This is a genomic window from Corynebacterium sp. zg-331, assembly GCF_014267345.1.
In the GTDB taxonomy this organism is placed as follows: domain Bacteria; phylum Actinomycetota; class Actinomycetes; order Mycobacteriales; family Mycobacteriaceae; genus Corynebacterium.
The window spans coordinates 143,533-169,007 of record NZ_JACMYD010000001.1; the positions used below are offsets into that span (position 1 = coordinate 143,533).

29 protein-coding genes and 1 pseudogene are annotated in these 25,475 nt (G+C 63.7%); 19 read left to right on the forward strand and 11 right to left on the reverse strand.

The genetic code is table 11. The features are described 5' to 3' along the window. The first annotated feature begins 7 nt into the window (after window positions 1–7). The 9 genes from H7347_RS00735 (at window position 8) to H7347_RS00775 (ending at window position 8,048) form a co-directional block, all read left to right on the forward strand. Window positions 8–1,000: a PhoH family protein gene (locus H7347_RS00735; protein ID WP_186337071.1), complete on the forward strand. Its 993-nt coding sequence runs from the start codon at window positions 8–10 to the stop codon at window positions 998–1,000. Beyond that, window positions 997–1,599, forward strand: a complete 603-nt coding sequence (gene ybeY / locus H7347_RS00740; protein ID WP_152820415.1) for an rRNA maturation RNase YbeY — start codon at window positions 997–999, stop codon at window positions 1,597–1,599. Before H7347_RS00735 ends, ybeY begins: the two co-directional genes overlap by 4 nt. Continuing rightward, window positions 1,596–2,945 carry a hemolysin family protein gene (locus H7347_RS00745; RefSeq protein WP_152820417.1) on the forward strand — a complete coding sequence of 450 codons (1,350 nt, stop codon included), beginning with the start codon at window positions 1,596–1,598 and terminating at the stop codon, window positions 2,943–2,945. Before ybeY ends, H7347_RS00745 begins: the two co-directional genes overlap by 4 nt. A gap of 5 nt (window positions 2,946–2,950) precedes the next feature. After that, window positions 2,951–3,832, forward strand: coding sequence for a pyridoxal kinase PdxY (gene pdxY / locus H7347_RS00750; protein ID WP_152820419.1), 882 nt, complete (start codon window positions 2,951–2,953; stop codon window positions 3,830–3,832). 7 nt (window positions 3,833–3,839) lie between these two features. Then, window positions 3,840–4,757, forward strand: coding sequence for a GTPase Era (gene era / locus H7347_RS00755; RefSeq protein WP_186337072.1), 918 nt, complete (start codon window positions 3,840–3,842; stop codon window positions 4,755–4,757). Then, window positions 4,758–5,492, forward strand: a complete 735-nt coding sequence (recO, locus tag H7347_RS00760; protein WP_186337073.1) for a DNA repair protein RecO — start codon at window positions 4,758–4,760, stop codon at window positions 5,490–5,492. It begins immediately after the preceding gene. A gap of 46 nt (window positions 5,493–5,538) precedes the next feature. Next, window positions 5,539–6,282: an isoprenyl transferase gene (locus H7347_RS00765; protein WP_186337182.1), complete on the forward strand. Its 744-nt coding sequence runs from the start codon at window positions 5,539–5,541 to the stop codon at window positions 6,280–6,282. A gap of 81 nt (window positions 6,283–6,363) precedes the next feature. Next, entirely contained in the window at window positions 6,364–7,437 is a 1,074-nt protein-coding gene (locus H7347_RS00770; RefSeq protein WP_186337074.1) for a VIT1/CCC1 transporter family protein, read from the forward strand. A gap of 35 nt (window positions 7,438–7,472) precedes the next feature. Further along, window positions 7,473–8,048 carry a hypothetical protein gene (locus tag H7347_RS00775; protein ID WP_152820423.1) on the forward strand — a complete coding sequence of 192 codons (576 nt, stop codon included), beginning with the start codon at window positions 7,473–7,475 and terminating at the stop codon, window positions 8,046–8,048. Here the strand turns inward: H7347_RS00775 and phoA are convergent. From phoA to H7347_RS00790, 3 genes are all read right to left on the reverse strand, one after another. Next, a complete protein-coding gene (gene phoA, locus H7347_RS00780) occupies window positions 8,026–9,486 on the reverse strand; it encodes an alkaline phosphatase (protein ID WP_152820425.1) in 1,461 nt (486 codons plus the stop codon). The genes H7347_RS00775 and phoA overlap by 23 nt on opposite strands. Window positions 9,487–9,610: 124 nt before the next feature. Beyond that, on the reverse strand, window positions 9,611–10,057 hold the full coding sequence (locus tag H7347_RS00785) for a Fur family transcriptional regulator (RefSeq protein WP_152820427.1): 447 nt from the start codon (window positions 10,055–10,057) through the stop codon (window positions 9,611–9,613). A gap of 49 nt (window positions 10,058–10,106) precedes the next feature. Continuing rightward, window positions 10,107–10,517, reverse strand: a complete 411-nt coding sequence (locus tag H7347_RS00790) for a helix-turn-helix transcriptional regulator (RefSeq protein WP_152820429.1) — start codon at window positions 10,515–10,517, stop codon at window positions 10,107–10,109. 340 nt (window positions 10,518–10,857) lie between these two features. Between H7347_RS00790 and H7347_RS00795 the strand changes: the two genes are divergently transcribed. From H7347_RS00795 to H7347_RS00805, 3 genes are read left to right on the forward strand one after another with little or no spacing between them, the layout of a single operon-like run. Then, on the forward strand, window positions 10,858–12,243 hold the full coding sequence (locus H7347_RS00795) for a glycine--tRNA ligase (protein ID WP_152820431.1): 1,386 nt from the start codon (window positions 10,858–10,860) through the stop codon (window positions 12,241–12,243). A 1-nt stretch (window position 12,244) separates the two neighbouring features. Further along, window positions 12,245–12,757, forward strand: coding sequence for a hypothetical protein (locus H7347_RS00800; protein ID WP_152820433.1), 513 nt, complete (start codon window positions 12,245–12,247; stop codon window positions 12,755–12,757). 12 nt (window positions 12,758–12,769) lie between these two features. Beyond that, on the forward strand, window positions 12,770–13,231 hold the full coding sequence (locus H7347_RS00805) for a hypothetical protein (protein ID WP_370513874.1): 462 nt from the start codon (window positions 12,770–12,772) through the stop codon (window positions 13,229–13,231). Here the strand turns inward: H7347_RS00805 and H7347_RS00810 are convergent. Next, window positions 13,228–15,198 (reverse strand): TPM domain-containing protein, encoded by a 1,971-nt coding sequence (locus H7347_RS00810; RefSeq protein ID WP_152820437.1) that lies wholly within the window; start codon window positions 15,196–15,198, stop codon window positions 13,228–13,230. The two genes, H7347_RS00805 and H7347_RS00810, sit on opposite strands and share 4 nt — an antisense overlap. Window positions 15,199–15,234: 36 nt before the next feature. Here H7347_RS00810 and H7347_RS00815 point away from each other — a divergent pair, with 36 nt between their 5' ends. Beyond that, the gene (locus H7347_RS00815) at window positions 15,235–16,530 is read left to right on the forward strand and encodes a deoxyguanosinetriphosphate triphosphohydrolase (RefSeq protein WP_152820438.1); all 1,296 of its coding nucleotides are present in this window, start codon (window positions 15,235–15,237) and stop codon (window positions 16,528–16,530) included. A 17-nt stretch (window positions 16,531–16,547) separates the two neighbouring features. Here H7347_RS00815 and H7347_RS00820 read toward each other — a convergent pair whose 3' ends face one another. Together H7347_RS00820 and H7347_RS00825 are read right to left on the reverse strand one after the other, a co-directional pair. Further along, window positions 16,548–16,814, reverse strand: a complete 267-nt coding sequence (locus H7347_RS00820; RefSeq protein ID WP_227658927.1) for a hypothetical protein — start codon at window positions 16,812–16,814, stop codon at window positions 16,548–16,550. Next, window positions 16,804–17,259, reverse strand: a complete 456-nt coding sequence (locus tag H7347_RS00825; protein WP_227658928.1) for a ribonuclease domain-containing protein — start codon at window positions 17,257–17,259, stop codon at window positions 16,804–16,806. The genes H7347_RS00820 and H7347_RS00825 overlap by 11 nt, the downstream gene beginning before the upstream one ends. A gap of 75 nt (window positions 17,260–17,334) precedes the next feature. On the opposite strand from H7347_RS00825, the gene dnaG reads away from it, so the two are divergent. Then, complete coding sequence (gene dnaG, locus H7347_RS00830; protein ID WP_152820442.1) at window positions 17,335–19,230, forward strand: DNA primase; 1,896 nt, start codon at window positions 17,335–17,337, stop codon at window positions 19,228–19,230. Here the strand turns inward: dnaG and H7347_RS00835 are convergent. The 5 genes from H7347_RS00835 to H7347_RS00850 form a co-directional block, all read right to left on the reverse strand. Further along, window positions 19,227–19,469 (reverse strand): hypothetical protein, encoded by a 243-nt coding sequence (locus H7347_RS00835; protein ID WP_152820444.1) that lies wholly within the window; start codon window positions 19,467–19,469, stop codon window positions 19,227–19,229. The two genes, dnaG and H7347_RS00835, sit on opposite strands and share 4 nt — an antisense overlap. Before the next feature lie 355 nt (window positions 19,470–19,824). Beyond that, a complete protein-coding gene (locus tag H7347_RS00840) occupies window positions 19,825–20,031 on the reverse strand; it encodes a type IIL restriction-modification enzyme MmeI (RefSeq protein ID WP_370513875.1) in 207 nt (68 codons plus the stop codon). Further along, a complete protein-coding gene (locus tag H7347_RS10905; protein ID WP_370513876.1) occupies window positions 19,950–20,387 on the reverse strand; it encodes a type IIL restriction-modification enzyme MmeI in 438 nt (145 codons plus the stop codon). Before H7347_RS10905 ends, H7347_RS00840 begins: the two co-directional genes overlap by 82 nt. Window positions 20,388–20,740: 353 nt before the next feature. Further along, complete coding sequence (locus H7347_RS10635) at window positions 20,741–21,133, reverse strand: recombinase family protein (protein ID WP_227658929.1); 393 nt, start codon at window positions 21,131–21,133, stop codon at window positions 20,741–20,743. 90 nt (window positions 21,134–21,223) lie between these two features. Further along, entirely contained in the window at window positions 21,224–21,412 is a 189-nt protein-coding gene (locus tag H7347_RS00850; RefSeq protein ID WP_152820446.1) for a sigma-70 family RNA polymerase sigma factor, read from the reverse strand. A 17-nt stretch (window positions 21,413–21,429) separates the two neighbouring features. On the opposite strand from H7347_RS00850, the gene H7347_RS00855 reads away from it, so the two are divergent. The 5 genes and pseudogenes from H7347_RS00855 (at window position 21,430) to H7347_RS00865 (ending at window position 25,465) form a co-directional block, all read left to right on the forward strand. Next, window positions 21,430–21,792 (forward strand): hypothetical protein, encoded by a 363-nt coding sequence (locus H7347_RS00855; RefSeq protein ID WP_152820448.1) that lies wholly within the window; start codon window positions 21,430–21,432, stop codon window positions 21,790–21,792. Window positions 21,793–22,413: 621 nt separating this feature from the next. Beyond that, window positions 22,414–23,301: a hypothetical protein gene (locus H7347_RS10640; protein WP_227658931.1), complete on the forward strand. Its 888-nt coding sequence runs from the start codon at window positions 22,414–22,416 to the stop codon at window positions 23,299–23,301. After that, window positions 23,298–23,535, forward strand: a pseudogene (locus tag H7347_RS10645) (helix-turn-helix domain-containing protein). Before H7347_RS10640 ends, H7347_RS10645 begins: the two are co-directional and overlap by 4 nt. Window positions 23,536–23,575: 40 nt before the next feature. Continuing rightward, window positions 23,576–24,136, forward strand: coding sequence for a hypothetical protein (locus tag H7347_RS10910; RefSeq protein WP_370513877.1), 561 nt, complete (start codon window positions 23,576–23,578; stop codon window positions 24,134–24,136). A gap of 21 nt (window positions 24,137–24,157) precedes the next feature. After that, the gene (locus H7347_RS00865; protein ID WP_370513897.1) at window positions 24,158–25,465 is read left to right on the forward strand and encodes a DNA methyltransferase; all 1,308 of its coding nucleotides are present in this window, start codon (window positions 24,158–24,160) and stop codon (window positions 25,463–25,465) included. Window positions 25,466–25,475: the final 10 nt, after the last annotated feature.

A 25,475-nucleotide genomic window follows, 5' to 3' on the forward strand; every position in this document is an offset into this window, starting at 1 on the left:
AGGGGCCGTGGCAGGAACTACCCCGAAGCGAAGACAGGACGTGGCCGTGGTCACCGCACGCGTGCGTCTGGACGATGCGGCCGCCCCGTACGTGCTGGGCGCTCATGATCAACACGTGCGGGTGTTGGGAGACCTGATTGATTGCGATTTCTTTGCCCGGGGAAGCGAGGTTAGCCTCGCCGGCCCCGGCACCGAGGTGCAGCGCGCCAAGCGGGCGCTGGGGGAGTTAGAGGCGACCGCCCGCCGCGGCGCGGTCATCACCCCCGATACCGTGCGCCACACCGTGGCGATGGTCTCCGCCGAGGCCCCGGCATCCGCGACGGATCTGGCCCAGGCGGAGATCGTGGCGCGTCGGGGCAAGGTCATTCGGCCTAAGACGATGGGGCAGAAGGCCTACGTGGACGCCATCGATGCGCACACCATCACCTTTGGCATCGGCCCCGCGGGCTCGGGCAAGACCTACCTGGCGATGGCCAAGGCGGTGCAGGCCCTCCAGGCCAAAGAGGTCAATCGCATCATCTTGACCCGCCCGGCCGTGGAGGCGGGGGAGAAACTGGGCTTTCTGCCCGGTACCCTGGGCGAGAAGATCGACCCCTACCTGCGTCCCCTGCACGATGCGCTGCGCGACATGGTGGAACCGGAGGCCATTCCTAAGCTCATGGAGACCGGGGTGATCGAGGTGGCGCCCTTGGCTTACATGCGTGGGCGCACCCTGAGCAACTCCTTCGTCATCCTCGACGAGGCCCAGAACACCACGCGCGAGCAGATGAAGATGTTTCTCACCCGCCTGGGATTCGGCTCCACGATGGTGGTTACCGGCGACATTACCCAGGTGGATCTGCCCGGGGGGCAGCGTTCCGGGTTGCGCGCGGTGCGCGAGATCCTGCGCGGGGTACCAGACGTGTTTTTCGCGGAGCTGGGCAGCGCGGACGTCGTGCGGCACGCCCTGGTGGGCAAGATCGTGGAGGCATACCAGGAATACGAGGAAAGGCAGCAATGAGCATCGAGGTTTTCAACGAGTCCGGCTACCCGGGGGTCAATGAGGAGATGCTCATCGACGTCGCCTCCTTCGCCCTGGGGCGCATGGACATCCACCCGGATGCGGAGCTGACCATCAGCATCGTGGAGCTGGAGACCATCGCCGATCTGCACGTGCGGTGGATGGATCTGGAGGGACCCACCGACGTGATGAGCTTCCCCATGGACGAGCTCACCCCCGGTCAGCGCGGCCGTCGCCCGGATGCCGCCGATCCCGGCCCACAGATGCTGGGGGACGTGGTGCTGTGCCCGGAGTTCGCTCTGCGTCAGGCGGAAGTGGCCGGGCATGGCCTGGATCACGAGCTGGCGCTGCTGACCACCCATGGCTGCCTGCACCTGCTGGGTTATGATCACGCCACGGCGGCCGAGGAGCGCGAGATGTTTGCCCTGCAAAATGAGCTGCTCGCGGACTGGTACGACGACGCCGCCCGCCGCGGGGTGGAGTACCCCCCCAAACCTAGCGGCGCGGGCGCCTTTCCCACCGCGGCCGATAGGGCGGCGCTGGATCGGCAGGTGCCCGGCGGCGATATTCCCGCGATCGGCGAGCCCGGCGACGCATGACCCCGCTGATCCTGACCGCCTCCATGCTGGCGGCCCTGATCCTTGCGGGTCTGTTGGGAACCCTGGAATCCGCGCTGTCATCCCTCTCGCGGGCGCGGGTGGAGCAGCTCGCCGGCGACGATCGACCGGGGGCGCGGCGGCTGCTTTCCGTGCTGGATCGCCGGGCGGATCACATTAATCTCTTGGTGCTGCTGCACACGCTGCTTGACGCCACGGCGGCGGTCCTGGCGGCCTCCCTTGCTTTTCGGCTCATTGAATCCCGAACCTGGGCCTTTGCCGCCGCCATCGGCGGGGTGACCCTGGTGAGTTTCATGGTGGTGGGCGTTTTTTCGCGCACGGCCGGGCGCCGGAATCCCTATTCCATTTCGCTGCGCGCCGCGGTGCTCCTCGGCGTGGTGGGGACGGTACTCGGGCCGGTGGCGCGGCTGCTTATCGCCGCGGGCAACTTGCTCGCTCCCGGGCGGGGGTTCCGCGATGGCCCCTATGCCACCGAGGTGGAATTGCGCGAGATGGTGGATATCGCGCAGGAACACGGCGTGGTGGAGGTCGAGGAGCGCCGCATGATCCAGAACATTTTTGATCTGGCCAGCACCACCGCGCGTCAGGTAATGGTGCCGCGCCCGGAAATGATCTGGATCGAGGCCACCAAGACCGCCGGCCAGGCCACCACCCTATGCGTACGCTCGGGCCACTCCCGGATTCCGGTGGTGGGGGAGAACATCGATGACATCGTGGGCGTGGTCTACCTCAAGGATCTGGTGGCGCGCACCTACCACATGACCGACGGCGGGCGCTCCGTCACGGTGGCCGAGGTGATGCGCGATGCGGTGTTTATCCCGGACTCCAAGGCTCTGGACGCCACCCTGCACGACATGCAGCGCGATCACAATCACCTGGCCATGCTGGTGGACGAGTACGGGGGCATCGCCGGCATGATCTCCATGGAAGACGTGCTCGAAGAGATCGTGGGGGAGATCGCCGATGAGTACGACGGCGGCGAGGAGACCCCCATCGAGCGCCTCGGTCCACGCGCCTTCCGCTTGGTGGCCCGCGTCTCCCTCGACGACCTGGCGGAGGAAGTGCACGAGACGCTGGGAGAAAAGCTGGACTTCGACGAGGACATCCGCGATCAGGTGGATACCATTGCTGGCCTGGTGGCTTACGGGATGGGTCGGGTGCCGCTGCCGGGTTCCACCGTGGAGGTCGCCGGGCTGCGGCTGCGCACGGAGGGCGGCCATGATCGCCGCGGGCGGGTGCGGGTGCGCCACGTGGTGGTCGAGTTGCCCGAACCGGAAGAGTCCGAGGAGCGTGGGGTTGGCGCCGAGGGGCCGCATACCGCACGATAGAGGCCATGAAGGTTCTCTCTATTCAATCCGCCGTGGCCTACGGGCACGTGGGCAATTCCGCGGCGGTTTTCCCGCTCCAGCGCCTGGGCCACGAGGTATGGCCGGTGTACACGGTGAACTTTTCCAATCACACCGGCTACGGCTCGTGGCGCGGCCCGGCGATCCCGGCCACGCAGGTGGCCGAGGTCATCGAGGGCGTGGCCGAGCGCGGCGCCTTAAACCAGGTGGACGCGGTGCTCTCCGGTTATCAGGGCGGGGCGGACATCGCGAAGGTGATCGTGGAGACCGTAGCCAGGGTCAAGGAGGCCAACCCGGAGGCGGTGTATGCTTGCGACCCTGTGATGGGCAATGCTGCGTCCGGCTGCCACGTGGACGAGGCTATTCCGCCGCTGCTGCGCGACCTGGTGGTTCCGGCGGCGGATATCATCACCCCCAATCAGTTCGAGTTGGGATATCTCACCGGAAGGCCGGTGGGCGATCTTGCTTCCACGCTCGCGGCGGTGGCCGCCGCCCGCGAGATGGGCCCGAGCACCGTCCTGGTGACCTCCGTGGAGCACCCCGATGTCCCCGAGGACGCCATCGAGATGCTGGCGGTGGACCCCCGCGGCGCGTGGTTGGTGCGCACTCCGCGGCTGCCGGTCAAACGCAACGGCTCGGGAGACGTGGCGGCGGCCCTGTTCACGGGGCATTACGTGGCCACGGGGGACGCGCGTCGGGCGCTGGAGGCCACGGCATCGAGCGTGTTCGATCTGCTGCGATTGACGGTGGAGGCGGGCAGCCCGGAGCTGGAGTTGGTGGCCGCGCAGGATTATTATGCTCAGCCCCGGTGTCAGTTCGAGGCGCGCGCCCTCGCGCGGCCTATATTGGTAGCTGGCGATGAGGGATAGGAGATAGGTGAGCTGTGCAGATACCCCCGAGGGCTTTCGCTCCGGGTTCTTGAGTTTCGTGGGACGGCCCAACACGGGCAAGTCCACCCTGACCAACGCGCTGGTGGGGGAGAAAATCGCGATCACCGCCGATCAGCCGGAGACCACGCGGCACCCCATCCGCGGAATCGTGCACCGAGAGGACGCGCAGATTGTGGTGGTAGACACCCCCGGCCTGCACCGACCGCGCACGCTGCTGGGCGAACGCCTCAACGCGGCGGTGAAGGACACCTACGCGGATGTGGACGTGATCGGCCTGACCATCCCCGCAAACGAGAAGATCGGCCCGGGCGATCGCTGGATCCTCGATAACGTGCGCTCCGTCGCCCCGCGCACCCCGATCGTGGGCGTGGTCACCAAGATCGACGCGGTGTCCAAGGACCAGGTGGGAGCGCAGCTGCTGGCCCTGCACGAGCTGTTGGGCGGGGATTGCGAGGTGGTGCCCGTCTCGGCCACTGATGGCCTGCAACTCGACGTCCTCAGTGAGGTCGTCACCGGCTACCTGCCGCAGGGGCCGAAGCTCTACCCGGACGATCACGTCACCGACGACGACCGCGATACCCGCATCGCGGAGCTCATTCGCGAGGCCGCCTTGTCCGGCCTCAAGGACGAGCTGCCGCACTCCGTGGCAGTGGAGGTCGATGAGATTCTGCCCAGCCAGGAGCGCGAGGGAGTATTGGACGTGCACGCCATCGTCTACGTGGAGCGCCCCGGGCAAAAGGACATCATCATGGGCTACAAGGGTCGCCGCATGGGGCGGATCATTCACCAGTCCCGCGCGTCCATCATGGCCCTGCTGGGTCAGAACACCTACCTGGATTTGCGGATCAAGGTGCTCAAGAACTGGCAGTCGGATCCCAAGGCCCTGGGCAGGCTGGGCTTCTAGGTGCGCCGCCCCAGCTACCGTGATCGCGCCGTGGTGGTGCGTACCCACGATTTTGGCGAGGCCGACCGCGTGGTGGTGCTGCTGACCCGGGGTCATGGCCTGGTGCGCGCCGTGGCCAAGGGAGTGCGCCGCTCGAAGTCCCGCTTCGGCTCGCGCGTCCAGCTTTTCGTGGACCTTGACGTCCACCTCTATCCCGGCCGCAGCCTGGCCACGCTCACCGGGGCCGATACCGTGGCCTACTATGCCTCGGGGATCATCGAGGACTATGCCCGGTACACGGCGGCCTGCGCCGTGGTGCACTGCGCTGAGCGGCTGTGCGTGGCGGAAACGGGAGAAGATCCCTTCCTCTTCGACATCGTGGTGGAAACCCTTGCCGCCATGCAGCGCGATCCGCGGCCCGAGGTCTGCCTCGATGCGTTCCTGCTGTGTGCGATGGGGCACGCAGGCTGGGCGCCGAGTCTGTTTGCCTGCGCCCAGTGCGGGGAACCCGGCCCGCATCACGCCTTTCATCCGCGCGCGGGCGGGGCGGTGTGCGTGCGCTGCCGACCCCCGGGCTCCGCGGATGTTCCCCCGGAGACGCTGCACGCCATGTGGCTCTTGCAACAGGGACACCGTCCGGCGGCGGAGGAGATCATGGAGCGCCACGACCTCGAGCGGCGGGTGCATAGCCTGACCAGCATGCACCTGCAATACCACCTGGAACAGCGCATCGTCACCCTCCAGCCCTCGCCCTAGCGGTCCGCCCCGCGCGGGGTGGGCGCTGCCGTAGAATGGCCGAGTGATCTCGGAGAACCAGAATCCCCAGCCCCCGCAGATACCCGCCGAGCTCGTTCCCCGGCACATCGCGTTGGTGATGGACGGCAATGGCCGGTGGGCGCAGCAGCGCGGCATGAAGCGCACGGAGGGACACCGCCGTGGCGAGGCCGTCTTGATGGAGGCCGTGGACGCCTGCCTGGCGATGGGCGTTCCTTACCTTTCCGCCTACGCCTTTTCCACAGAAAACTGGCGGCGCAGCGCGGAAGAGGTGCGCTTTCTCATGGGCTTTTCCCGCGACGTGTTGCGCCGCGAGCGGGACATCCTCCACGACAAGGGCGTGCGGGTGGTGTGGGCGGGGCGTCGCCCGCGTCTGTGGCGTTCGGTGATCCGGGAGTTGGAGGCCGCCGAGGAGCTAACCCGTGATAACACCCGCATGACCCTGGCGATGTGCGTCAATTATGGGGGACGCGCGGAGATCATCGACGCCACCCGCCGCATCGCCGCGGAGGTGGCGGCCGGGAGGCTGCGCCCGGAGCAGATTACGGAAGAGAGCTTTCATCGCTGGCTTTATGATCCTCAGATGCCGGACGTGGATCTCTTTTTGCGCCCCTCGGGGGAGAAACGCACCTCGAACTTCCTGCTGTGGGAATCGGCCTACGCGGAGATGGTGTACCAGGAGAAGCTTTTTCCGGACTTCGGGGCGCAGGATCTCTTTGCGGCGGTGGAGGAGTACGCGCACCGGGATCGTCGATTCGGCGCCACGTCGTGAGGTAGCGTCGGCGCTCTTTCGCTGCGCGCCGGGAGCGCGTAGCATGAGCGAGGATTGTGCCCCCCACCTGGAGAACCACGCGTGAACACGTCATCCCCGCCCACTCGCAAGCAGATTCAGCGCTGGCGGCAGTACCTCGCGGACGAGCGCGCCGAAGCGGCTGTGTACCGCGAACTTGCCCGAAAAAAAACGGGCGAGGAGCGCGAGATCCTGCTCAAGCTGGCCGAGGCGGAATCGCGGCACGAGGAGTACTGGCGCGCGAAGCTCGGGGACGAGGTGGGCATGCCGCAGCGACCGGGGCGCAAGACCCGCTTCACCGGCTGGCTCGCCCGCCGCTTTGGCTCCGTGTTCGTGCTGGCGATGATGCAAAGCGCGGAAGCGCGCAACCCCTACGCCAGCGACGAGGACGCCCCGAGCCAGATCGCGGCGGACGAGCACGTGCATTCCGAGGTAGTCAAGGGGCTGGCTGCGCGCGGCCGGGAGAGCATGTCCGGGGACTTCCGGGCAGCGGTCTTTGGTGCCAACGACGGCTTGGTGTCCAACCTCGCGCTGGTGATCGGCGTGATGGGATCGGGGATGACCTCCTCGATGATCCTGCTCACGGGCATCTCCGGGCTGTTAGCCGGGGCGTTGTCGATGGCGGCGGGGGAGTACATCTCGGTGAGATCCCAGGCCGAGCTTCTGGCGGCCTCCGCCCCGCAGGAGGACACCGCCACGCTGTTGCCGGAGCTGGACGTCAATGCCAACGAGCTCGCCTTAGTGTTTCGTGCCCGTGGCTACGAGGAAGCGGAGGCCGAGGAGCGCGCCCGCGAGGCCTTTGCGCAGGCGCACGCCCAGGTGGTGGATCGGGGAGAAAAAACCGAATCGCAGAAGGGCTCGGATGGGGCGTGGTCGGCGGCGTTGTCGAGCTTCCTGTGCTTTGCCGCCGGCGCTTTGATCCCCGTGCTTCCCTTCCTGTTCGGGACCTCCTCGCTGGTAGGCGGGGTGGTCGCCATCGCGCTGGTCTCGGTGGCTTTGTTGTGCACGGGGGCATTCACCGGCATCCTCTCCGGGCGGCCTCCGGTGCCGCGCGCGCTGCGCCAGTGGCTGGTGGGTATGGGGGCCGCGGCGGTGACGTATGTGCTCGGCGTGGTCTTTGGGCAGGTTCTTGGCTGAGGCTCTGTGGCTTTGGTTGTGGCATCCTGGTGGGCATGAGTGCGAAGAATGCCCACGTAGCCGAGGTATATACGCAGGCGCGGTTAGATCCCGGCAAGGAGTTCTTTCATCGCCGCTTCCTCGAGCGCGAGGGAAAGATAAACCCGGACGATAATCCGGTTGTGCTTGCCTCGTGGCGTCTGCTCGATCCCGAGGGACGGGTGGGCATGGAGGTGGCCGTGCTGGAGGTCGCAGGGAGCCTGGTGCAGGTGCCCCTGACCTATCGCCCTGAGCCTTTGCCGGATTCCGCAGGCCTGTTGGGCGAGATGAGCCATTCGGTGCTGGGCACCCGCTATATTTACGACGCCCGCCGCGATCCCGCCTTCCGCGCCGCGCTGGCGGCGCTGGTCGCCTCTGGTGGGCAGCCTGTGGCCAAGCAAGACCTGGACGCGGGTACGCTCCTGCCCCCGCAGGTGGAGTTTCGGGGTGTTGTCGAGGGCGGCCAGCCGGTAGAGGTATTGGTGGTGCCCGAGGAGGACCGCGGCGCTGTCGATCCGGGTGTCGTCGTGGGCACGTGGGGTGTGGTGCAGCGGCGCAGCGCCGTGCTGATCAGATCCCAAGTGCCTCGGTGAGGGTAAAGAAAAGGTCGGTCTGATCGCTGAGGCCGGAAACCTGCGCGGCGTTCGGACCATAGGCCGCGATGCGCAGCTGGGTTCCGGTGTGCCGCTGGGATGTGGCGCTGGCGTCCGCCGTGGCGTAGCTCATAGTCATTTCCCCGCCCTCGCGGGTGCGCAGTGTACGGGTGAGCCCCGGGTAGGCATCGATGTCGCCCGCCTTCGGGGTGGGCACGATCTGGCTGCTGTGTGCGTGATCGGCGGTGACTACCACGAGGGTTTCGCCATCGGCCTCGGCAAAGTCCAGGGCCTTGCGCACGGCCTCGTCAAGATCTACTGTCTCGCCGATCTGCCCGCAGGGGTTGGCGGCGTGATCTTGCTTGTCGATGGACGCCCCCTCAACCTGCAGAAAGAAGCCCTCTTCGTTGTCCTTGAGCAAGTCGATGGCGGTGCTCGTCATGTCCGCCAGCGACGGCACCTCGGCGGTGCGCTCGGGGTTTTCCGAGCACGACACGGCCCCCTCCTGGTAGCCGTTCTTGGTGGCCTTGGGTCCTTGCCACCGCACTGGCATGGTTCCTTCCGCAAAAAGCCCCAGCACGGGGTGATCCTGGTTGGCCTCGGTGATCGCGCGGAGCTCCTCGGCGGTGGTGGGAATCTGATAGCCGCGCTCGCGGGCCTGCTCCAGCAGCGTCGCTCCCCGGTAGGGGCCCGCCGTGGCCCGTTCGGCAAAGCTTTCAGCCCCGCCGCCGAGGCTGATATCCGCCCGGGTATCCAGGATCTGCTCGGAAATGGAGCCCCGCCCGCCGTTCTCCAGGGCGTCGCGCGGGCAGGCCTCGGCGGTATCTTTGGGGCCATAGCAGGCCCGGTCGGTCACGTGGGCGGCCTGGACGGCGGGGGTGGCGTCCTGCATGGCCGCGGTGGAGACGTTACCGGTGGCCAGCCCGGCCCGTTGGGCTCGCTCGAGGATGCTTTCCTGGGGCGTGCCATGAATGTCCACGGAGATGGCGCCGTTGTAGGTCTTGGTTCCGGTGGCCCAGGCGGAGCCGGAGGCGGCGGAGTCGGTGACGTAATTGGGCGTGCCGTCCCGGTGGAGGGAGTAGTGGGTGTATTGGCCGGTGACGGGCAAGGCGTCAAGGCCGGCGAACGATCCACCCGCGCCCTCGGCGTAGTTGCGGGCAGCGGTGATCTCGGAATCGCCCATGCCGTCCCCGATGAGAAGGATCACGTTTTTCGCGCCGGTGACGTCGATCGCCTCGCGCAGGCTCGGGGCTTGATCGCCGCGCAGGCGCCGTGCCCCGCCGTGCTCGGCGAGGTCTCCCACGGCCCTGCGGTCGAGGGGCTGGGCGGTGTGGTTGGGCGCGCCGATCGCCTGGTGTTCGGGGCCGGTGTACCCCGCGACGAGCCCGAGGCCGGCGATAAGAACCGCGGTAGGAAGAAGGCGGGGCGTGTACGACATGGTTTTCCTCCGGTGTGGTGACGAATGGATCGTTACCGGAGCCAACGTAGGCGGCCGCCGTAAACAGCGCGTGGCGGCGGCGATGACCGCGGGTAAAAAATCGGTGAACAGACGGTAACCGGGTCTAATTCCCGCGTGGTTCCCGCTCCCGGCGTGCCCAGCAGTCCGGGCACAAGCCGTAGATCTCGGCGTCGTGGCCGGTGAGGCTAAAGCCGTGGCGTGAGGAGACGTCCCGGGCCCACTGCTCCACGGGTCCGCCATCGATTTCCTTGGTGAAGCCGCATTCCGTGCACACCAGGTGATGGTGGTGATCCTCGCTGAGACAATGGCGGTACAGGCTCTCGCCGCCGGCGACGCTGAGCACGTCCACCGCGTGGAGGTCGGCGAGTGATTGCAGGGTGCGATAGACGGTGGATAAGCCCACGGGGGTACCGCGCTGGATGAGTTCGGAGTGGATGGTCTTTGCCGAGGCGAAGTTGTTCAACGCGATGAGCGTGTCGATGACGGCTGCTCGCTGCTTGGTGTTGCGCGCGCCGAGCTTGGGCGCACGCATCGCGGATCTGTTGTTCATGCTCCGTGTCCTTCTCCGTGCTTGTCCCTCGGCTTCTGATCGCAGGGTACTACATGGGTGCCGTGGGTAGTGGCGCGGAGTCTCCGGCGGAGGGGCCGGTGGCTTCCCGCGCGATGTCGATCTCGGTGATGGGTGCGCTCAGATGTGCGTGTGCCTGGGAGGCCAGGGTGATAATGCTCCGGAAGATGTCGTGAAGCTCGGGGGAACTCAGCGTGTAGCAGCGGCTGCGGCCCCGAGGGTGCGATATCACGATGCCGGCGTTTTTGAGGACGCGGAGGTGTTGGCTGATCAGGGGCTGCGGGCGATGGAGTTGCGTGACGATCTCGCTGACCATGCACTCGCGTTCCACGAGGAGGGCGAGGATGCTGAGGCGGATTTCCGAGTCGATCGCGCTGATCACTGCGCTGGCGGCGGCGCTGCGAGCAAGGAGGGCGTAGGGTTCTTCGGGGTGTCCTGGCATGGCTGTTCTCGTTTATAAATCGTCCAGTAACTATTAACCAAATATGATAGACCAAAAACGGGCGATCTGCGACGGGAGTGGAAGTTATCTGAATGATTCCGGTAACGAGGCTGACATTTATATTATACCCCTCCGCCTATGTCTTAGTCTCCGGGGATAATCTCCCGGCGATGCCCGGTCGTCGTCGCCAGCGATATCGTCGCGGGCGCCCCAGGGGTGGTTGGCGGAGCGCCGGAGGCGGGAGTGCGGCTAGAATGTCGAGGAATCCTTTTCCCGGTGCATCGCGCGTGACGTCGGGGAGGGTCACATCGGCGATTACTACTAGGAGGAATCCCCCCTTATGGCGCAGCAGTCTGTCATCGAAACCGTGGTCAATCTGTGCAAGCGGCGCGGTCTGGTCTATCCGGCGGGAGAGATCTACGGTGGCACCCGCTCCGCCTGGGACTACGGCCCGCTGGGCGTGGAGCTGAAGGAAAACATCAAGCGTCAGTGGTGGCGGCACATGGTGACCTCCCGGGCCGACGTGGTGGGCGTGGATACCTCCGTGATCCAGCCGCGCCAGGTGTGGGTGGCCTCCGGCCACGTGGAGGTCTTTACCGATCCCCTGGTGGAGTCGCTCTACACGCACAAGCGCTACCGCGCGGATCACCTGATCGAGGCCTACGAGGAAAAGCACGGGCATCCCCCGGAGAACGGCCTGGCGGACATCAATGATCCGGAGACCGGCCAGCCCGGCAACTGGACGGAGCCGCGGGCCTTTTCCGGCCTGCTCAAGACCTTCCTGGGTCCGGTGGATGACGAGGAGGGCCTGCACTACCTGCGCCCGGAGACCGCCCAGGGCATCTTTATCAACTTCAAGAACGTGATGAACTCCGCGCGCATGAAGCCCCCGTTCGGTATCGCCAACATCGGCAAGTCTTTCCGCAACGAGATCACCCCGGGTAACTTCATCTTCCGCACCCGCGAGTTCGAGCAGATGGAGATGGAGTTCTTCGTCAAACCCGGTGAGGACGAGCAGTGGCACCAGTATTGGATTGATAACCGCTACCAGTGGTACGTGGATCTGGGCATCAACCCGGAGAACCTGCGCCTCTACGAACACCCCAAGGAGAAGCTCTCCCATTACTCCAAGCGCACGGTGGACGTGGAGTACGCCTTTGGCTTTGCTGGCTCGCGCTGGGGCGAGCTGGAGGGGGTAGCCAACCGCACCGATTACGACCTGTGCGTGCACGCGGAAAGCTCCGGCGAGGACTTAAGCTTCTACGACCAGGAGGCTGACGAGCGCTGGATCCCCTACTGCATCGAACCGGCTGCGGGTCTCGGGCGCTCCATGATGGCGTTTCTGGTCGACGCCTATACCGAGGATGAGGCCCCCAACGCCAAGGGGGGGGTAGACAAGCGCGTGGTGCTGAAGCTGGACTACCGGCTCTCCCCGGTCAAGGTGGCTGTGCTGCCGTTGTCGAAGAAGGAACCGCTGGCGGGCAAGGCCAAGGAACTGGCCGATACCCTGCGTTCTTACTGGAACGTCGATTACGACACCTCCGGGGCCATCGGTCGCCGGTATCGCCGCCAGGATGAGATCGGCACCCCCTTCTGCGTGACCGTGGACTTTGACACCCTGGAGGACGAGGCCGTGACGGTACGCGAGCGCGACACCATGGAGCAGGAGCGGGTGAAGATTGCCGATCTCGAGGCGTACCTGGCGCAGCGCCTGCTGGGGTGCTGAGATGATTTTTTCGGCTCGCTACACCTCCTGGGGTCCGCGCGGTGCCGCCACGCCCCTGCTGGTGGGGGAGGGGCCCGAGAAGCTGGGCACCTTTGGGGTGGAGCGCGCCACCGTGGGAGAGCAAACCTGGATGCTGAGCGCCACCAAGGATCGCGCCAGCGCCACCACCCAGGATGGCCTTACCTTTACGATCACCGGCAACCTCGCCAGGGCTAAGAGCCTCGCTGTGAATCTAGGCGGCCGAGAGGTGACCCTCCTCAACGAGGCGCGCCAGGATTGGGTGATCGAGGACGCCGAGGGCGCGAAGATCGCGCAGTTTTCCGGCGGCAATAACGGCGTGCGACGCTGCGTGCTGGAGCTCGAGGAGACAGCGCGGTTGAGCACCGAGGAGGTCGTGGCTTTGAGCTGGTTCGTGCGCCTCATCCTGGAGGCTCGCCTCAGCGTTTCCTCCACGGTGCTCATCGTTACTTTGCTGGCGGCCACGCTCATTGCGGTCTTGGCCCTGCTACTCTAGGGCGCGGTCCTGGTGCGAGCGGTAGCGGCGGGTCGTTGGGTGTGGCGGGGCAACGAGCTGATCGATGCCAACGGCCACATGATCGCCTCGGTGCGCTCCGACGTCCTGCATTGCGGCGAGGAGCGCCTGCTTATCGAGAGCTCGGCGGGGCCGCGATTTCGCGCCCGAGCAACCTCCACGAGCGGGGAGGTGTTGACCATCGCCCAGGCGGGATTCACGGTGCACCGGCTGCGCGCCCGCTGCGCGGAGCGCGAATACGAGTTGGCCCGCAGCAGCCCCTGGCGCAAGCAACGGCTGATCCTCAGCGAGGGCGCTGCCCTCGTGGTGGTGCGCCCCCTGATGAGCGGCTGCGTGGAGGTCGAGGAGGCTCCCGATGCCCCGCGCGCCATCGCTTCTCTCGACGCGATGTTCTTATCCTGGGCCTGCGTGCTCGTGGATTCCCCGGTCCGCCGACCGCGATGGAGCGGGGCCTAGAAGCTCCCACCCACGACGTCGCCGTCATCGAAACCGCCGCCAAAGCCCCCGCCCTGGTGGTTTCCGCCGAGGATGGTGCCGATCATCATGCCGGTGAGTAACGTGCCCGCTCCGGAGCCGAATTCCTGGAGGCGTTGGCGTCGGTAGTGCTCGTCGATGTCGTGCTGCGCGGCCGCCACTGCGGTGTGGGCTTGCTGGGTCGCCTGACGCGCGATCGTCACCGCCTGGCGCAGATCCGTTTCTTCCAGGTCTCGGGCGCGACCGGCGAGTTGCTTGGCCTCGGAGAGGTCGGTGCGGGCCTGCGCGCCCACGAGCCTGCCGCGCGAGGCGATGAGATCCTCCGCGCCCTGAATGGCCGCGCGCGCGGCGTCGCGATGCTGGCGATACACCCGCACTAGGCGATCCTGCGTGGAGGTGGTCTCTCGTAGGGCCTCGAGCTGCTCATCGAGGCGGGCATCGAGGTCGTTAAGCGTGGTATAGGCCCCCAGGGGATCCTCGTGTCCGGTGCTCGTGGCCATATCGATGCCCTCCCGGGCCCGTGCCACCAGTGCATCGAGCGCCGACCAGTCTGCCTGGGTGCCGTTGGCGGTGCCGCGGGAGCGCAGTTCCTGGGCCTCGATGATCTCCTCCTCTATCTCCTCGACGAGGGAGGACAGGGAGGCCCGCGCGGTGGCGATGTTGTCGTCGGCGTGTTCCACGGCGGAGAGCATTCGGTCGGCCATTTCCACGGCGTGTTCGGCCTCCCGGAGCACCATGACCAGTCCACCCTGCTGACCGGCGGGCTTGTTTGCCAACGAGCGCGCCGCGCTCAGGGAATGCTCGGCGGAATCCAGGCTCGCGGCGGCCAGCTCCGGATTCTCCCGCACGGAGGCAAGGGTGGACTCGGGGTATCGCTGTGCGAGGTTATTCAGGGTGTCGGTTACCTTGGGGAGACGGGCACGGATGTCCACGGTGCGCTGGGTGATCTCGGCGATCTTGTTATCCGCATCGAGGAGCAGGCTGCGCATGTCGGCAAAGTCCTTGGCCTGCTTATTCAGCTCCGCCTGGGCGGTGGCACAGGAGGAGATCACCTCGGTGAGCAGGGTGCGCTTTTCCTCGTCGGTTTCGGGGATCGCGTCGTGGAGCTGATCGTGAATGTCATAGGCCCGGCGCAGGGCCGCTTGCGCCTTATCCAGGGCGCGGCGAAACGGCCGGGTTCGTGCGGGACCGAACTCGGCGGCGGCCACGGTCAGTTCCTCCTCGCCGCGACGGACGGATTCGTCGGTGGCCACAAAGTAATCGTCGGCCACCTGCCCCAGGGCAGGGATGGGCAGTTGGGCGAGGGCGGCGGTGTCGGTGGGATCGATGCGGCGGGCGCTTTCTACCACCTGCTTGTTTTCCTCCCGCCGTCGTCTGCGGCTGGAATACCAGATGCCACCCCCGGTGCCCACCACGGCCAGGGCTCCGGCCCCCAGCCAGATCACGGAGTTCCCGGAGATCTGCCCGCTGGAATCCGCGGAATCGATAAAAGCGGAGGCGGCACCGTACCAATCATCGTTGTTCAGGTGGGACCGGGCGGCCTCGTACAGGGCGCGTTGTTCTGCGGTACTCCATTCTTCTCCTGCGGCCACGGCGACCTTCCGCGCCCCGGGATGAACCACCAATAGCGCGAGATTCCCCCCGCCGCTGGCGCGCAGGGTCCGCTTGGCCCAGGTCGCGGAGTCTGTTCCCTCAAAGCCGGTCACAAAGGCAATCTTGAGGTTGCGGTGGTGGGCCTTTTGAAACTGAGAGATCCGCTGCTCCAGCTCGGTCACCTGTGCATCGTCGAGCACCCCGGCCTCGTCGCTGATCGCCTCGCTCAGGGCCGCGGGGGCGGCGGCAATCGCCGGGGCGGCGCCGGGAGCTGCGATCGCAGGGGCCGGCAGGAGAACCAGGGCGCAGGCTGCCGCCGCGGCAAGGGTGTGTCGTACGGGGGCATCGATCATCATGGGGGCCAGGATACTCAACTGGATAAGATGAGGTCGATGAGCACGAGGCACACCCACCAATACACCGACGAGGATAACCAGCGGCGGTATGTCGAGGCCCCCAAGGGCGGCGGCCTGGGCGGCCCGCCTCAGGAACAGCGCAGCGAGTTCTCTCGCGATCGTGACCGCGTGCTGCACTCGGCGGCGCTGCGGCGCCTTGCCGATAAGACCCAGGTGGTGCGTCCCCGCGATGGTGATACCCCCCGCACCCGCCTGACCCACTCCCTGGAGGTGGCCCAGATTGCCCGCGGCATCGGCACGGGCCTGGGGCTGGATCCGCACCTAGCGGAGCTTGCCGGTCTGACCCACGACATCGGACACCCACCCTATGGACACAACGGGGAGCGCGCCCTCGATGACGTCGCCCAGGACTGCGGAGGCTTTGAGGGCAACGCCCAGACGCTGCGGATACTCACCCGCCTGGAACCCAAAGTGCTCGACGAAGAGGGGCGCAGCTTTGGCCTCAATCTCACCCGCGCCGCCCTGGATGCCACCTGCAAGTACCCCCGACTGCGCACCAACCCGGATGGCACGGCGAACCGCAAGTACGGCTGCTACGACGAGGACGCCGCGGTGTTGGAATGGGTGCGCAGCGGCCACAGCGATGCCACCCCGTCGATGGAGGCCCAGGTCATGGACTGGGCCGACGACGTCGCCTATTCCGTCCACGACGTGGAAGACGGCATCGTCTCCGGGCGCGTCTCGCTGGCCGTGCTGTGGGACTTTGTGGAACTCGCCGCGCTCGCGGAAAAGGGCGCGCGGGCCTTCGGCGGTACCCGAGAGGAACTCGTCGAGGCAGCCGACGGCCTGCGCCGGCTGCCCCTGGTGGCCCAGTGCGCGGAGTTTGACGCCAGCCTGCGCGCCCACTCCACCTTGAAGAGGCTCACCAGCGAGCTCGTGGGGCGCTATGTCTCCTCTACCATCAACGCCACCCTGGCGGCCCACCCAGGGGGCGCGGGCTGGCTCGGCCGTCTCCACGGCAGGCTCGTGGTGCCGCCCCAGGCGCGTGCCGAGGTCATGCTGCTCAAGACGATCGCCGTGCTCTACGTCATGGACGAGCACCGTCACCTGGTGCGGCAAGATCAGCAGCGCGATCGCATCTACCGCGTCTTCGACTACCTCTGCGCGGGCGGCCCCGGCGCCCTTGACCCCATGATGCGGCAGTGGTGGCATGAGGCCGAAGGGGAGGCCGCGCGTCAGCGCGTGGTGATCGATCAGATTGCCTCGATGACGGAATCTCGCCTGGAGCGCCTGGCGCGCCGGGCGGCGAGCCTATCGGATTTTTGGGGGTAGCCCGCCGGCGCGGGTGGCTAGAGCTGGAGCGCGATGCCGAGGTCGCCCAGTACCTCGCGGACGGCGCGGTCGTCTGCGGTGGGGAGATCCCACTGGGCGCAGACGATGGTGCGCACCTGGGTCTCGCGCAACAGGTCGGCCATGGCATCCAGGTTGGTGGGGGCGGAGCGCTCCCCGCGGAACAGGCAGCGGGCCAGGGCTTGGTAGAGATCGTGGCGGGAGGCCAGCGGGCGGGTGATGAGCAGGGGGGCGTGGGGCATGAGGCGGCGCGGCTTATTCGGCATCGGGGATTTCGCAGAAGGATTCGTAATGGTCCGAGGTGTAATACCATACCTCGGGGTCGGTGGCCTGGGGACCGCCGGTGACGATGCGCCGGGGTCCGCGGTGGGAAAGCCCGGGGGTGTCCACGGTGTATTCGCGGTAATAGTCGCGATCCTGCGGGGGCAGGTGACCCTCGTAATTGCCGAATCGCACCCCGTCGTTATCCGGGTGGGCGAAGGGCCCGCCGTCCTCGATGGCCGCGATGACCTTTCCGGCTTCCCGCGGCAGGCTGGCCACGGGGCACGTATTGCCGGTGGAATCCGGGGCGTCGGCGGCGGTGGTGGTGCCCACCGGGGTTGCCGGGGAATCGCCGGGATCCAGGCCGAACCAGGCGGCCGCTCCCGCCACGGCGATGCCCCCGAGGGAGGCGAGGAGGGTGCGCAGCCGGGTGCGGGGTGGAGCAGTCATGCTTAGTATCATGGCACGCCCCCTCTGCTGGGGAGGGACGGTACCGTGGTTTGACCGCGCCGGTAAGTTGGAGGCATGGCACAGGGACGCATACCGGAGAGCGATATTCAGGCGATCCGGGAGCGCACGCCCATCGAGGAGATCGTGGGGGAATACGTGCAGCTCAAACCGGGAGGATCCGATTCGCTCAAGGGGCTGTCTCCCTTTAAAGACGAAAAGACGCCCTCCTTCCACGTGCGCCCCAATCGGGGTTATTACCACTGCTTTTCCACCGGCAAGGGCGGCGATGTGTTTTCCTTCCTCATGGAGATGGAACACATCACCTTTCCCGAGGCCGTGGAATACTGTGCAGAAAAGATCGGCTACCGCATCAACTATCAGGGCGGCGGGCCGGGTCGGCGGGAGGAACCGGGTACCCGGCAGCGGCTCATCGCGGTGAATAAGGCCGCGCACCAGTTTTATCGAGAACAGCTCGAAACCGAGCAGGCCGCCCCGGCGCGACAATTCCTGCTGGACAGGGGATTTTCCCAGGAGCACATCTACGCTTTCGAGTGTGGTTATGCGCCCCAGGGGTGGGACACCGCCACCAAGGTGCTGCTCACCAAGGGATTTAGCTTTAAGGAATTAGAGGCCGCCGGGGTATCCAAGATGGGAAAGCGTGGTCCCATCGACCAATTTCATCGTCGGTTGCTGTGGCCGATTAAAAACATGTCGGGGGACGTGATCGGCTTCGGCGCCCGTAAGCTTTTTGAGGACGATAAGCTGGGTAAATACATGAATACCCCGGATACCCTGCTGTATCACAAGTCCAAGGTGCTCTTTGGGCTGGATCAGGCGAAAAAGAGCATTGCTGCTGGGCATCAGGCGGTGGTGGTGGAGGGCTATACCGACGTCATGGCCATGCACGCCGCGGGGGTGACCACCGCGGTGGCCGCCTGCGGCACCGCCTTCGGGGACGAACACCTGCAGATGCTGCGCCGCCTCATGCTCGACGATCACTACTTCCGCGGCGAGCTCATCTACACCTTCGACGGCGACGAGGCGGGGCAGAAGGCCGCCATGCGGGCCTTCGAAGGGGATCAGAAGTTTACCGGGCAATCCTTTGTCTCCGTGGCTCCCGAGGGGATGGATCCCTGCGATCTGCGCCTGGCCAAGGGCGATGCCGCCGTGCGTGACCTGGTGGCCGATCGGGTACCGATGCTTGAGTTCGTGGTGCGCTCCATGCTCTCGCAGTATTCCCTCGACACCGTGGAGGGGCGTCTTCAGGCGCTGCGCCGGACCGTGCCCGTGGTCGCGGACATCCGGGATCAGGTTCTCCAGGGCGAATACGCCCGCCTGCTGTCCGGCTGGGTGGGGTGGTCCGACCCCAACGAGGTGCTCAGACAGGTGCGCCAGGAGGCCGGCCGACCCAAGCGCGCGCAGCCGCGCCGCGCCCGGCGGTTCGACGAGGCCGCGAGCGAGCCGGTGCCGCAGGCGGCGTCGCTGGTCATGCCGAATCCGCGTCACCCGGCGTTATGGCCGGAGCGCGAATCGTTGAAGCTGGCCCTGCAATACCCGGAGCTAACCGGCGGTTACTTCGACGGCATGGGCAAGGAAGCCTATACCCATCCGGCCTATCGGGCCGTGCGCACCGCCATCGCGGAGGCCGGGGGTTGCGCCTCGGCGCAATCCGGTGCGCAATGGATAGCCCAGGTGGCCGAGCGCATGGCCGACCTTGTGGGGCGTTCTTTGGTCTCCGAGCTGGCGGTGGAGGATCTGAGGATGGAGGAATCCCAGATGAGCAGCTATGCGGATTCGGTACTCTCCCGGTTGCAGGAGGTGCAGGTGGGAAACCACATCGCGGAGCTGAAGGGGCAGCTGCAGCGCATGCGCCCCTCCGACGACGAGGTGACCTATAATTCCCTGTTTGAGGATCTGGTGGCCCTGGAAAAGGCGCGCCGCGACCTGCAGGATCGGGCGCTGCGGGGCTAATCCTCGTCCGGTTCCAGGATGACGCTGGCGTCGTCCCGGCGCAGGTTCTTGACCTCTTTCATGCGCGGATGGGGATCGAGGCGATCGGCCAGGGCCTTGCGACCGGCCTTGACGGCGTTGTGGGTAACCGGGGAGTTGATCGCGGCCTGATAGCCCTTTTTGATCTGTTCGTAGCGCTTGCGCCCGGCCTTGGTGCCAAAGACATAACCGGCGGCGGCGCCGATGACGAGCTGGATCATGGAGTGCTCAACGTCCTAACTGGTCGCGGGGACAGGGCAGGGGCTCCGTGGCAAAGCCACGCTTGGGGTACATCCTACAGGGATCGCGGGTAGGGGCTGGGGGTATGCGCAAAAGACGGCTCGGGCTATCGTGTCCCGGGCCGTCCGATGACAAGCTGTTTCAGGCGAGTGGGGCCACCGGGGCAACCCACCATGGAGTTCGTACAGGTCGGGGCCGGTGTCCGATGTATGTACAGATACCTCCCCGGGAAGTGACCTGCGCTACTTCTGCTTACCTTCCTACTAATGGCATTCTATTGCTTACCGAACCACCCATGACGACATAAGTGCTAGCGTGCTGGTCGGTCTCATGCTACTAGTTTGTAGTCGTTATTTCGGCGTACCTGGTGAACAGCAGTTCCAGGCGCTGCCGCTCGGTAGTGAGCTTCCGCTCGGCACCTAATGCCTTGTCGACGATCCGATCCAGCTTGTCGTGAGCCTTTACCAGGGCGGGGTCCACGGCCAGGGGATTGTAGGCGTTGGCGAGATTGCACTCGGGATGCAGAGCACGGGCATCGAGCACGCCCTGCCCGGCTTTGATGATTGCTGTGCGAGTCTTTTGTTCAACTCGGGGACGGGGAAAGTGTTCCAGGTGAGAGGATTCGCGAAGCGAATGTCCGACTTAAGCCTCCCGCCGACCGTCTTTTGCCAGGCGATGAACATTGACGACGACGCGAGCGCGAACTGTAACCCATCTCTATCCTCGATGTGAAACACCACATCGGAGACGACGACGGTCGCGGGATACCTCTGAATCTTTCGTGTCCTGGACGTGCTGCCGCGGCGGAAAGCGGCGACGACATCGAGCCTAGTCTTGAGAATCGGGCTGCGGTTGATGTCTGATCGAGGTAGTTGCGCATAATCACGGCGCGGGCTCACTTGTCAGCGATCTGCTCGGTCAGCTCGTCGTACCGGGTGGTGACTGCCGTGAACTCCTCTTTGAGTTTGGCGAAGCGCTGCCGGTAGGCCTGCTGGTCCTAAGCGGTGCGCGTATTGGCTTGGACTTCCTTGCTATCATGACTGTCGATACCTCAATCGTCACGAGCACTGCTGCTTTTCGGCCAGTGCCCGATTGAACGCGGCTTGAATTTCCTCATCGCGTGGGTGCGGCATCGGCCTTGGATGCTCGACCTTGTATTTGTTGTTGCACTGCCAGATCATCAACCGGTACGGGTCGTTGGAGTGCCAGACTTTCGAGCCGTAGAACGGCCTCACACCGAGCACTTGAACTTCTAGGCGAAGGGGTAGATCCCTCGATGTTCCTTGTAGGATGCGAGCTCGGCTTGAACCAGGTCCCACGTGTCGGGGTCAATGATCGCCTCGCGCGATCCGGTGACGTAAGACTGGGCGATTTCGCCGTGGTTCTTGATCTGCTTCTTAGCCAGGAAGTCAGTGATGTAGGTCTTTTGCAGCAGCGTATCATCTTTGTATTTCTCGTTGCGCAAGATAGAGTCTATGATGTTCGCGTACCACTTGCCCTTGGTGTAGCCCGGTGACGGGATGCCCTCTTTGGTGAGGGTGGTGGCGACGTCGCGGCCACAGAAATACACCGTGCCCTCAGCCTCGATGGTGCGGATCGTTCCAAAAGAATTATTGGTAAATGCTTGGAGCGTAGTGCCAGCCATAACGGCTCTTTCCTAGGGAGCCGTCAAGACAACATAAGAAACTATGGCTTCCTAGTAAGAGGGCTTCGAGAACGCCCGTTTAATAACCCCCTACTCCAAAAGATCGCGCATCTGTGCTTTCGCCTGATCCAGCAGCCTCTTGACCCGAGGCTGGGAGATGCCGTGCTTGGTGGCGATCTGGCGTTGCGTCAAACCGACAAGATAGGTATCGATCAGCAACACGCGACTGCGCGGATCGAGCTGGGATAACGCACCAGCCACGTCGAGTCGAACCGCCACTCATCTGCCGGATCTTCATGATCGCCATCAATAAGGAAGCCATCGCGGATGGTGCTGGCCTGCTCGATGAGCACCTGAGCGGTGTCGTCATCTGCGCCTCGTCCACCGGCCTGCCGGTCGACGATATGGGTGTGGTAGCGGCGTGCCTGGTTGTATTCAGGCTTGTTGAAATCTTCGATGAGTGCACTACGCTTGGTAACCGACTACGGGTCACTAGCCTGGCGGAGGTGACTGTGATAGTCGGTGTCCTCGAACCGGGCGGCCTCCTCTGCTGGTATATCCAGCGAGAGGTACATGCACGGATCGTGGCCGGTGAGCTTTTTCTTCTCGACGCGAACCGACAAGGACACAGACGGGGTATGCGGTTGAAAAGTACCTGATGACATTGGGTTTCCCTTCGTGATGAAGGGAAACCGCTATGGCGCTTGAAGATCTATGTGGAGATGGCCGCTAAGCACAGAAGGTGGACCCCACGACACACCCTGAAGGGCATGCTATGGTGTCCACCAAGCGCTTAGCGAGTCTCCGTATGAACTTCTGCGAACAGCTGGGCCATACGCTTCCCAGCTCGGATACCTCACCAACCGGCATGGGCTTGCCGCGTTGAAGCCCGTCACACCGCCCGATTGCGGTACGATGTGAAGAAGTTCTTTACGCTCGCACATGCCTGGGCTGGCTCGGTATCTGCTTTGCACAGTAGAAATCGGGGTTCTCGCGGCTGTGAGAAAACGTGAGGCTATTGTGTGAGGAAGCGTGAGACTTTCGGTGAGGAGGGCGAGTGAAGTTCTTTGAACTGGCGGCATGCCTTGAACCTGCCGTGCACGGAGGGCTTGCGCGCGCCCCGTATCTGCGTGAATTGATCTCGATGTTCACCACAGTCACTGAAGACGAATGGGATACCGAAAAGACCCCTCCAATCTGCCAAACGATTCGACTTTGGAATCGATGTACTCACGCGACGGCGCTTTCCCATCAAGCTGGCGAAAGCCTTGTGTGCCAGGATGAACACGAATCAGTTCGTGAGCAGCATGGAAGAAATCGACTTGCCCGTCAAAGAAATAATCGCCAACAGCATCGCCGCCTACGACGAGCACGTTGACTTAGAGCATTTCGCCTACGACGTCACAGCCTTGCTGGTGACAATCCTTCACGACAAAGCGAAACTCTCCGACTGCACAACTCAGCTACTTCGCACAGTGAAGATGCAGTCGGTTCGGGCAGCCAACGAGAAATACCTGCTCGTCCGCTCACGCGGCTGCGGCTTGTGCGGCACGCCCTTATCGGTGACATCGGGCAATGTCTCACGGGACTCTTTCGGCATCGTCTTCCTCGACCAGCCTGGCGAGATCACTCCTGACGACTTCGCCGTCACCTGTAAACCCTGTGCTGAGAAATACAACCTTGCCCACATCGATGCTGATGTGGCTCAACTGCGCACACACAACCGCACGTTGAAAGCGGCAGAAACCATTGATGCCGGGTTGGCTCCGCTCGGTCTCGATGAGAAGATCATCGCGCTATTGATCGTGATCAACCAGCTGCCACTGGAGTCCATCACGCCTGATACAATTTATGACGTGTTGCCCCTGACCGAGAAGCTCGATGACCGCGCATTGCTGCGTAGCTGCCGTGATGCGATGGCAACCTACGCGCCCGTGGCAGAACTACTCGACGTTTACGCCCCCACCGCGTCACTGACAAGCAGTGCTGGCGAACCCAAACAAGTGTTCTTCTCCTTCGATGCCACCAAAGCATACGGCTCGAAGGCCGAAGAAGTCGTCGCCCGCACACAAGTCATTCACCTCAACGACGACGCTGAAGCCCTCTACGGCTTCACATGGAATACCGAACCAGATAACCTCCACACCGAAGGAGAAGACCCCCAGTGAGTATCACGTTCAAACCCTTGTGGAGACTTCTCATCGACAAAGACATGACCAAAGAAGACCTACGCACCGCCACCGGCCTGTCAGTAGTAACCATCGCCAAGAGGGGCAAAGACGGCAACGTCACCACCGACGTTCCTCGCCAGGATCTGCGACGCACTCGATTGCAGGTTGGAGCAAATCGCTCTGACAACACCGCAACGCGGACAGAACGAAGATAACCCCGAACGTGCATAGCACCTCCGAGATTTCAACACTTAGAGCAATGGAGCAATCAATGTCAGACACGATTAACCAAGTCCCCGAAACCACACCAGACTTCACTACAGAAGCAGGGAAGCAACTTGCCGAGCTGTTCCCAGAAGTTGTGGCGGACGGGAAAGTCGACCTCGAGAAGCTCAAAACCATTCTCGGGCTTGATGTTGATGATGCTCGTGAACGATTCGGCCTGACCTGGCCAGGCAAGGCACAAGCGATTCGTGCTGCACAAACACCCACCACGGCCACACTCCTGCCCGACAAAGAAAACTCCATCGATTGGGACACCACCCAGAACATCTTCATCGAGGGCGACAACCTCGAAGTATTGAAGATCCTGCAAAAGCACTACTACGGGCAGATCAAAATGATCTACATCGACCCGCCATACAACACTGGTAAAGACTTCGTTTATAAGGATGACTATGTGGATTCAATCGGTTCCTACTTAGAGCTCACCGGACAGACCGATGAAGGCGGAAAGCTATCGACCAACTCAGAGTCAGCTGGCCGCTTCCATTCCAACTGGCTCAACATGATGTATCCGCGCCTCAAGCTCGCGCGGAATCTGCTTGCCTAAAACGGCTCCATTTTTATCAGTATCGATGAAAGTGAACACGCGAATCTCAAGAAGCTTTGTGATGAAATATTTGGAGAACATAATTACCGTAACACCCTAATTGTCCGCAGGCGAACAAAAAGCCTGAATTCCCAGTTCTCTGTTCGTGGTTTAACATCACTAAACGTTGGCACGGAAAATGTTCTCATTTATGCAAAATCCAGCCAAGCAATTCTGTTTCCTCTTCACGTCAAAAAGAGGGGCACTCAAGAGAAGGGGCGATGGGATGTCTTTTGGAGTGGAGCCGACAGGCCAACCATGAGATATGAATTGCTCGGATTTACTCCGACCGAAGGGCAATGGAGAAACTCTCGAGAAAAGGCTCTGGAAGCCGTACAAAACTACGAGACGTTCTTAAAAGGTTATAGTCATAAAGAAACTATTGAGCAGTATTCCTCGCGCACTGGAATTCGAAAGTTCATCAGGCGGATAGCGAACGGGACAGGAAAGAACGGTGGAGTCCAGCATTGGGTTGCGCCATCGGACACCATGCTTCGAACATCGCTTTGGGCGGATCTGGAAGCCTCTCAGATCCGGAAGGAAATCGACTTACCATTCGATAATCCAAAAAACCGAGTGCTTGTTCAAGAACTCCTAAAGCTTGCTGATCTTCATGAGAACGACCTCATTCTCGATTTCTTCGCCGGATCGGGCACGACTGCTCACGCGGTAATGCAGCTGAATGCGGAGGATGGTGGGAACCGCAGGTGCATTTCGGTTCAACTCCCAGAGCCAACGGGTGAGAAGTCCGAGGCGCGTAAGGCTGGATACGAAACGATCTCGCAGATTACGCGCGAGCGTATTCGTCGGGCGGGCGCGAAGATCCTTGACGAGGAGTTCGGCAAGCTCGATGGTCGGGCTGATTCACTTGATGTAGGATTTCGTGCATACAAGCTCGTGGATACGAACTTCACGAAGTGGAAGGCTAACTCTGGGCTCTCTGAAGAAGACCTAGTCGGCTTGTTCGCTGGGTTAGCTGATTCGGCTAATGACCATGCCCGCCCCGAGGCGCTGCTCACTGAGGTGATACTCAAACTTGGGTTCTCGCTGACGGAGAAGATCGACACAATTGACGTTGCTGGTTTGAGCGTGTTCAGCGTCGCAGATGGCCTAGTGGTGGCTTACCTTGACGAGCATATCCAGCCGACTCTGGACCAGTTGCGTGAGCTCGTGGCACAAGAACCTGAGCGGCTCGTGATCCTTGAGGATGCGTTCCATGGAAATGACGAGCTGAAGACGAACCTGGTGCAGGAATGCCGCACACACAACGTTGATCTGTGGACAGCGTAAGGCGAGGACG